Genomic DNA, 8,349 nt, shown 5'->3' with positions numbered 1-8,349 from the left:
AAGATTTAATTAATAAAGAGGCATCTCGTCGGCAACGAATGGATTTGATGCGCGCTCACGACCAAATGTAGACTCTGGACCATGGCCCGGTACAAATGTCACGTCACTGCCTAGCGGCCAAAGTTTAGTCTTGATTGAAGCAATTAGCGTGTTGAAGTCGCCTTGCGGGAAATCCGTGCGACCAATAGCACCGTTAAATAAAACATCACCAACAAACGCCATACGCGCTTGCTCACTGAATAGCACGACGTGACCCGGAGTATGACCCGGCGTGTGAATCACATCGATAACTTGGTTACCAAAAGTCACTTTGTCGCCCTCTTCTAACCAAGTGTTTGGTTCAAAAGCTTTACACAGTGGGAAGCCGAACATCTGGCTTTGATTCTCTAGACCTTGAAGCCAAAAGTTATCGGCTTTATGTGGGCCAACAATGTTCACGTTCAAGATTTCAGCAAGCGGTACTGTTCCGCCCACATGGTCTAGGTGACCGTGAGTCAATACCAAATTCACCACTTTAACACCTAACTCTTCGATGATAGCAGCCAGTTGCTGAACATCACCGCCCGGATCGACAACAATGCCTTCCATTGTCTCATCACACCACACAATTGAGCAGTTTTGAGAGAACGAGGTAACAGGGACAACTTGATACTTAAGAGACATATACAAACCTTAGAGGGCAAACTGAAATTTGGGCAAACTATGACATTGGATGTCTACTTTGACAAGTACCTAGCATTCGCTCGTAAATTCAGCTTAACGCTACCAACTGCGGGCTGGACCTGTATCAATATGGATAAAGTTGCTACGTGCATAATAACCGACACCACCCGCATTCAAGCTTTTAGCAACGTCTCTTAATTCTTTTAGGTTAACGCCATCAATACGGAAATCGATCGCTTTACCTAACATGTGGTAGCTCTTCTTGGCTACGCCACTCGACTTTGAGCGCAGTGCTTCATTGGTCGCTGGAGAACGGTAACCAGAGATGATTTGAACTTCTTTTTGAATACCCAGTACATTTTGAATCTGAGTGATCTGATCAAACAGGTTCTTATCCATTGGATGAATCTCATTACGACGGAAATCACGGCACAGTTTGCTTAGACGAGCCATTTCATCACCAACATAGTTAGTACCATCGAAATAACAGGTCTCTAATCGTTCACCTGTGTGAAGATTGTTCATGCTAATCGTTCTTGGTTGATCAGGGTATGAAGCAAAAGCGATAGAAGGAGTAATTGAGGCGACAACAGCAGTACCACCAGCGTAAGTCAGAAACTGACGGCGTGAAAATAAACTTTGAGACATACAGCAAAAAAACCAATTAGATCGAACGAAAAATGCACGATACATAATGGAAATTGCTGCGTCAACGTACAAAAACCGCCCAAAAGGTTAGTAATTGTAACCTTTGCACGATTAGTTATTGATCCACATTATAATTTTATCAATAGAAGCTTGGTTGTCATTTTTTGGTCAAGATCACCCTTATTGGCTTCAATGATGGTTAACCACCCTCTTTATCATATTGGTAGATGTCACCACGATACTGTATGCCCCCTTCTTCAAACAGCACGGTTTGATAGATGATATGCACGGGGATTCGCTTCTTGAGGCGAACCTTAGTATTAGGAGCAAGATCGTTACTTTGGTTAGGTACTTTCCTTACCTTGGTGGCAAACAACAATTCAGCCAATTCCTCTGCATGTTCGACACGTATACAACCTGAACTGTAAGCACGGAAGTCATCATTAAACAGGCCTTTACTTGGCGTATCGTGCAGATAGATAGCTCGCTTGTTGGGTGTGTTGAACTTGTACAAACCTAATGCATTACGTGAGCCCGCCTGTTGACGCATTCGATATGGGAACGAATTGAAATTGATGGTCTGCCAATCAATATCTGTGGTGTCGACGGTTTCCATGGTGCGCCAACCATCAATCACTTGAAAGTTGTGTGTCTCTAGGTAGCTTTCATCCGCTTTTACTTTAGGCAAGATGTCTTTGACCATGATTTTCCATGGCACGTTCCAAGTAGGATTTAAGATAACCGAATCTAGGTTTATCTCTAAAAGCGGTGTTTTTCGCGACTTTCTGCCCACCACGACTTTGGACTCAAAGACCTCTTCACCATCTTCCCAATACTTCATATCAAAACTAGGGACATTGACGACGATGAGAGAGTCTCTGTCTCTTGGCCACAAACGAACACGTTCGGCATTGAGAGCCAGCGAAGTCAATCGTTCATCAAAGCTCATGTTGATCCATTTGATCGTATCCGGCCCGACGATCCCATCGTCTGTAAGGCCGTGCATTCGCTGAAAAGACTTAATTGCCGATTGCAGATCTTGGTCAAATACAGGGAAATCGACCGCGATCATCGAGGTATCAACACCAACCAAAGCAATGCGCTCAACAAGAATGGTTTTGTCTGAAAGCTCATCACCTAAGCGTTTCAACCCTTTCTGTCTGTATCGCTCTATATTGAGTTCAGACGCAGTTTCTAGCACGGAGTAGGTCGCCTTGAATTGGTCAAAATCCCCAACAGGCGGCGCATAGGACAATACCATTTCTAATAAGTAATCATTGGTGACACTGCTTTTCAATCTCATCAGGATATGTGGAGAAGGCGCAGGCAACTTGGAATGCAGCTTGCCCGAGAAATACCACTCTTTACCGGCAAGTGGCGCATTCTCAACGTAGCTTAGGTAATAAATAAAGGTATCGGTTAACAAGATGTCCAACTCTTGCCATTGCCCACGAGTTTGATAGTGGCGGATTTGCTTAAGTTGTCGTTCAAAAAGCGGGGCCATTTGCGCTTGTTCGAGAAGCGACAACTGGAATTCAAACGCCTTAACAAGTTCAGGCGAATCCCACAAAATTGGAAGAGATGAGTCTTGATAAATACTTTGGGTAAGCTCTGGATAAATCAGCATAAAAGAGAGCTCTGAATCAGCCGGAATAAATCGGCTCTCGTCAGAACTCGTATAGCTCCATGCATGCACAGAAACTAACACCAATAATCCACAGAAGTATTTTGCTAACATGCTTAACCCCATCACCAATCATCTCATAAGTATGGCAAAGAAATAGGAGTAAGCATGTTATTTTTTAAGGAGTTTTATGAACTAGATTGCACTCCAATGGTTATCCCACTGGACGGATGATTGCTGACTGGATTTTTTATAAGGCTTGCGTTGGCTCACCACACTGCCCGCTCCAGAGCTGAGTCGAAACTCACCATCAAGTAGCACTGCGCCAGAAGCATCAGACAACGCAGATAGCTCTACCAATTCTTGGGTTTCTTTAGACCAAATACCATAACAGTTGCCTCTTGGCGAAGTCGCAATAATCCAATCATCTGACGCCGCAATACTGGCGATATAGTGATTGAACCTTGCCCATTGCTCTGGTTCTGCATTCAGTGATTCAAACTGCCCACCTTTAGTATGCATCGCCAACAGCGAAGGATACTCATCTGGTTCACCACGATATTGCTGGCCACATAGTACGGTTTCAGCACCATCATGGGCTAAGTGTCGAATGCTCAGCTTCTTGTCTAGCAATTCAACCTGATCAAGCAGCGCACCTTCAGGTGAAACATAACTTAAACTCGGTTGCATTGAATTCAAGTTTTTCGGTGTTCTACCGTCAGTATGAACGCCGCCAACACCAATCGCGAGATTACCATCCGGCATGATGATCACTTCATGAGGGCCGATACCAAAGCCCGTGAACTCCTCGACCTTACGATAGCCTTGTGAGACATCGTAAACACCAATCACACCTTGGCTACTGTCGGTTTTCCCTTCCGTGGCATACAGTAACTTGCCATCTAATGAGTAAACGCCATGACCATAGAAGTGGCGATTGTTACCTTTCACAACCATCTTGATCTGCTGACCATTTTTATAGTCAAACACCATAAAATAGTCACCAGGACGACGAGCAAAAACCACCGCATGTGATGATGTTGGGCAAATTGCGACGCCATGCCCACGATCTGGGATCGGCAGTTGACTCAACGGCATACCATATTCGTCAGCCACAACCGCTGAATATTGGCCACGACCATTAAGCGCACAGCCGATCAGTTGAGGATCATTAGATGTGCTTGCGGCGCCAGAGCGACTAGCGCAGCCAAACGGAAGTACAGGTACAGCAGCACAACCCAGTGCAGCCTTGAGTAGCGTTCTTCGTGTAGTATCAGTCACCATCGGTAGCATTAAATCCTATTACCACGCCAAGCTCTATTGCCACTTCTTCATGAATCAGGTACTTCAAACGTTCTAGTTTGTTGTATTGAGTCAGCACATTTCGATAGCCCTCTTTGCTCTGCAGCAACTCGAACAAACTTGAGTCTGTAGGCCAAGTATCTAACGTTAGCGTGAACTGGTCAGCAACACGGTCAGCAAGGTCATTTAAGCCCTTCTCTCTCAACAAGCCGTCTAGGCCATTGCCATCGGCTAGGTACAAATTCTGAAGTGCTGCTACATTCGCTTTTAGTTGAGTCATCGAAGTTTGTGCACGCCATGATTCTGAGAAGTAAGGACGCGGATGACCGATTTTAGCCATCGGACGACTCAGCTTTTTCATGCTGTAATCAAGTTGGTTGGTCAATAAAGCGATGTATTCAGACTCCCAACGAGTCTCGTCTAACGCTAGCCAAGGGTTAACCTGCCATGCCTGTGCAATCGAAGATGACTTAATCGCTAAGTTTTCAGTAATCGCTTGTGATGATTGGCAGCCTAGTGCTTTGTCTTGAAGCAGTGACGATTGCTCGTCATAAAGGGACCATTCCAACGCACCCAGCCCTTGAACGGTCACGCTCTGCTGTGCGATTTCGTCTTGAGACCATGCTTTATCCTGCTGAGTCAATTGACGCATTTTAAGACCGGTGGTGTTCTTCTTATCAGGCCAAAATTGAATATTCCAGCTCTCTTCAAGTGCCGCAGTTGGGCCTCTTTCTTGTCCTTGCAGTGCCATCCAACTGTTCATGGTGAGCTGCCACTGACTTTTCAAAGCATCTAACTCAACATCATTAGTTTGGCAGTAACCCTGCATCAAGACTTCTAGCTCATTGGCTTGCTTGGCGAATAGGACGGCAGAATCAAACTCTTGTTGATAGACACTGCGACTGATGTGGTCGGTCGTATCAGCTTGATAAGACACACCGTTAACCTCAGATGAAGCAGCTTGTTCACCCGATGATTGGCAGCCTGCCATGATTAATACCGACAAAGGCATTAACAAAAATTTATGCGTCATGCTGTTACCTTACTTCCTAATTTTTCTTTTAATTATATGAGTTCATTAAATACCAAACGACCGCTGACCTCGTATTCCTACAAGTTCAGCGGTGCTAAGTGGTTTGATAGCGGCTTTCTTAAGTCACTAGCCGTTAACTAAACTGAATTCAACTCAGCCTATAACGAGTTTAAGAACGCCAATATCGCTTCACGTTCGCTGCTACTAAGAGCTAAAACGTTTTGTTTCGCCATTTCTGCTTCACCCCCATGCCAAAGTACCGCTTCCATAACGTTTCTTGCGCGACCGTCATGAAGCAGGAACGTATGACCATTCACTTCTTTGGTATAGCCTAATCCCCATAATGGCGTCGTACGCCACTCTTGGCCATTGGCAAGATATTCAGGGCGATTGTCGGCTAAGCCTTCCCCCATATCGTGCAACAACATATCGGTATACGGGCTGATTAATTGCTTAGACAACGCAGGTAACCCTTCACGCTCTGCTGTGCGAATTTCGGCTTGGTGGCAACTCTGACAACCAACGTCTTTGAATAATTTTTTGCCTTGCACTACAGCAGGCTTATCGACGTTGCGACGAATAGGGACCGCTAAATGCTGCGAATAAAACTCAACGAAGTCTAATATATTATCACTGACTTCTGGCTCGCCACCATTTGGGAAATCATCACAGGTTGATTGCGCTGATGTGCAGTTTTCATTCGGGAATAAGCGACTCGTTAAGCCCAAATCACCGTTAAACGCAGCCGCATTTTGCTGCATTAGGTTTGGCTGGCCAGCTTTCCAACCGAATCGACCCAACGCCATATCGTTAGTTTGAACATCAAGAACGTAGTTCGCTTTGCCTGAAACACCTTGCTTGTCGGCCAACTGCTGTTTAGCAAATCCGAGAATCGTTTCTTGCGGGATGCTTTCAAGTAAACCAAGGCCAATCATTGGCGGCGCAACACGAGCTGAAAACTCAGTTTTAGGATGCATCTCGCCAAAGGCAAGATCAGTAATCTTTAAAATTGGTTTACGCAAAGTAACGACTGTACCGTCTTTGAATTCAACAGGAACATCGGTGTAGCTGATGTTCACTTTGCCCTCGGGTTTTACACCTTGAAGCGCGAAATCTTGTAACTGGCCGCCGTAAGTTGGTTCAGGAATACCACCATCACGAATGAAGGCTTGTCTCTGCTCTGGCGTTTCAGCAGGGATACTTAAGCGGACCAACAATGAAACCGCGTTCTGGTCATCTTTTTCAGGCGCATGACCACGACCATCTTTGATGTGACAGTTTTGACAACCGTTGGTATTGAACAATGGACCTAATCCATCACGCGCATCGGTTGATGACGGCGCAGGAACCCAAGGGTTTCTAAAGAAGCTGTTACCTACGCTGAAATCCAAACGTTTGCTCATTGGAAGGTTGGCTGCAGGAAGAGAAAAAGCGTTCGCGCCCTCTTTCTTTACTGTGGTTTTGCCTCCAGAGTAGGTTTCATGGGCGTGCAATGGAGATAAGAAAAACAGTGCGGTTAATAGTGAGGCTGAGAGATACGACTTCATACATTGCCTTGCTGTGTTTTTGATTTTAGTTTTTATTAGAGAGTAACTTTTTTGAATAACAAACAATTAAGGGCTCAATAAGAGCCCTTACAATAGTTTTGGACTCGGGTTCTTAAAACTCGTGATCCGCTGTGTCTGGGTTTAGGCTATCAATGCCAATAACACCAGCAGCACGTTCGATTGCAGCAGTTTGAGACACTAGCGAAACAATTGTTTTGTTTACTAGCGCGTTACCTGCAGCGTTGTCAGCAGCAATTAGCTGATCGAAGTGCTGGTTATTTTTCTCTGCTGACACAACAAGTTGACCAACTTGCGCACGTGCTAGGTCAAACTGCTTTTGAATCTCTTTCGCCGCTTGCTCGTCTTTTTGCTCTACTAGGTCAAACAGGCTAGGACCAGAAAGTAGAGAACCATCTTCACGCTTGTACAAGCCAGTGTATACGTTGTAGATACCTTGCTCGTTGTAGTAGTGAGAGTTATGCGTGTTATCCGAGAAACAATCATGCTCGTCTTCAGTAGAGTTTGCTTCTAGTGCAACTTTCATACGCTCACCCGCTAGTTCACCTAGAGATAGTGAGCCCATACCAAATAGCATTTTACGTAGGCCGTTCTCGCTAGATTCAGAAAGAAGCTCTTGACGGTAGTTGCCTTTCTCGCCTTCAGCCCACTGCTTTTCCATCCACTCTAGGTCTTGGATAAGTAGTTCAGCTGATGCTTTTAGGTATGCGCCACGACGGTCACAGTTACCATTAGTACACTCAGCACCAACAACGAAATCAGTGTAAGCACGCTCACCTGCACCGCTGTTAGTACCGTTTAAATCTTGGCCCCAAAGTAGGAATTCAATCGCGTGGTAGCCAGACGCTACGTTCGCTTCAGAACCACCGATCTCGTTCAGGTCTGCAATTAGCTCTGGAGTAATGTTAGTTGCGTCTACTGTTGTCTGACCAATTTGGAAAGTCTTATTTGCAACGATGTTTGCGCTAGCGCCTTCGTTACCAAGTTCATATTGGTAATCAGTCGAAACGTAATCGATAAGGCCTTCATCTAGCGGCCATGCATTTAATTGGCCTTCCCAATCATCTACAACAACGTTACCAAAGCGAAATACTTCAGACTGTTGGTAAGGTACACGAGAGTCTAGCCAAGCTTGCTTTACTTGTTCGAAATTGCCAGCAGAAGGAGAAGCTAAGAAGGTATCAATAGAAGAGTTCAACGCTTTTGCTGTAATTACTGAATCTGCAAACACTGCATGAGCAATATCGGCGTAATGTTCTACAACTTGATCTTGAGTTACTGCTGCAAAAGAAGAAGCAGAGGCAAAAATGAGTGACGAAGTTACGGCTTTTGTCACTAAAGATTTAATGGTCATGAAGCATCCTTGTTGAGCTTTGAATTATTATTCGTAGTAATAGTGCAAACCATTATCATTTACACTACAGATTTGAATAATACAAACTTACAATTTTATTGCAAGATAAATACAAAAAAACCTCACATTTGTGAGGTCTTTAAATACTTTTGTGCTATAG

The 8,349-nt window shown here is 44.7% G+C and carries 7 protein-coding genes; all 7 read right to left on the bottom strand.

Annotation, left to right across the window (positions count from 1 at the left end; genetic code table 11):
* Positions 1-9: 9 nt before the first annotated feature.
* Entirely contained in the window at positions 10-663 is a 654-nt protein-coding gene (locus AB4496_RS17435) for an MBL fold metallo-hydrolase (RefSeq protein WP_004733386.1), read from the bottom strand.
* Positions 664-762: 99 nt separating this feature from the next.
* A complete protein-coding gene (locus AB4496_RS17430; protein WP_009848830.1) occupies positions 763-1,311 on the bottom strand; it encodes a YcbK family protein in 549 nt (182 codons plus the stop codon).
* 199 nt (positions 1,312-1,510) lie between these two features.
* The gene (locus tag AB4496_RS17425) at positions 1,511-3,049 is read right to left on the bottom strand and encodes a murein L,D-transpeptidase (protein ID WP_009848831.1); all 1,539 of its coding nucleotides are present in this window, start codon (positions 3,047-3,049) and stop codon (positions 1,511-1,513) included.
* Positions 3,050-3,130: 81 nt separating this feature from the next.
* Entirely contained in the window at positions 3,131-4,219 is a 1,089-nt protein-coding gene (locus AB4496_RS17420) for a DUF1513 domain-containing protein (protein WP_102258312.1), read from the bottom strand.
* Positions 4,209-5,270, bottom strand: coding sequence for an imelysin family protein (locus AB4496_RS17415; RefSeq protein ID WP_102258311.1), 1,062 nt, complete (start codon positions 5,268-5,270; stop codon positions 4,209-4,211). The genes AB4496_RS17420 and AB4496_RS17415 overlap by 11 nt, the downstream gene beginning before the upstream one ends.
* A gap of 158 nt (positions 5,271-5,428) precedes the next feature.
* Positions 5,429-6,817 (bottom strand): di-heme oxidoredictase family protein, encoded by a 1,389-nt coding sequence (locus AB4496_RS17410; protein ID WP_102258310.1) that lies wholly within the window; start codon positions 6,815-6,817, stop codon positions 5,429-5,431.
* A 112-nt stretch (positions 6,818-6,929) separates the two neighbouring features.
* The gene (locus tag AB4496_RS17405; protein WP_102258309.1) at positions 6,930-8,189 is read right to left on the bottom strand and encodes an imelysin family protein; all 1,260 of its coding nucleotides are present in this window, start codon (positions 8,187-8,189) and stop codon (positions 6,930-6,932) included.
* Positions 8,190-8,349: the final 160 nt, after the last annotated feature.

The organism is Vibrio sp. 10N.222.46.A1, assembly GCF_041473595.1.
Lineage (GTDB): Bacteria > Pseudomonadota > Gammaproteobacteria > Enterobacterales > Vibrionaceae > Vibrio > Vibrio tasmaniensis_A.
Note: the sequence above shows the minus strand (reverse complement) of the source record. Positions and strands in the feature narration are given on the sequence as shown.

Bases quoted from the DNA above. Each gene is read 5' to 3' on its own strand.
- AB4496_RS17420 (WP_102258312.1), bottom strand. From the start codon at position 4,219: ATGGTGACTGATACTACACGAAGAACGCTACTCAAGGCTGCACTGGGT.
- AB4496_RS17435 (WP_004733386.1), bottom strand. From the start codon at position 663: ATGTCTCTTAAGTATCAAGTTGTCCCTGTTACCTCGTTCTCTCAAAAC.
- AB4496_RS17410 (WP_102258310.1), bottom strand. From the start codon at position 6,817: ATGAAGTCGTATCTCTCAGCCTCACTATTAACCGCACTGTTTTTCTTA.
- AB4496_RS17415 (WP_102258311.1), bottom strand. From the start codon at position 5,270: ATGACGCATAAATTTTTGTTAATGCCTTTGTCGGTATTAATCATGGCA.
- AB4496_RS17430 (WP_009848830.1), bottom strand. From the start codon at position 1,311: ATGTCTCAAAGTTTATTTTCACGCCGTCAGTTTCTGACTTACGCTGGT.
- AB4496_RS17425 (WP_009848831.1), bottom strand. From the start codon at position 3,049: ATGTTAGCAAAATACTTCTGTGGATTATTGGTGTTAGTTTCTGTGCAT.
- AB4496_RS17405 (WP_102258309.1), bottom strand. From the start codon at position 8,189: ATGACCATTAAATCTTTAGTGACAAAAGCCGTAACTTCGTCACTCATT.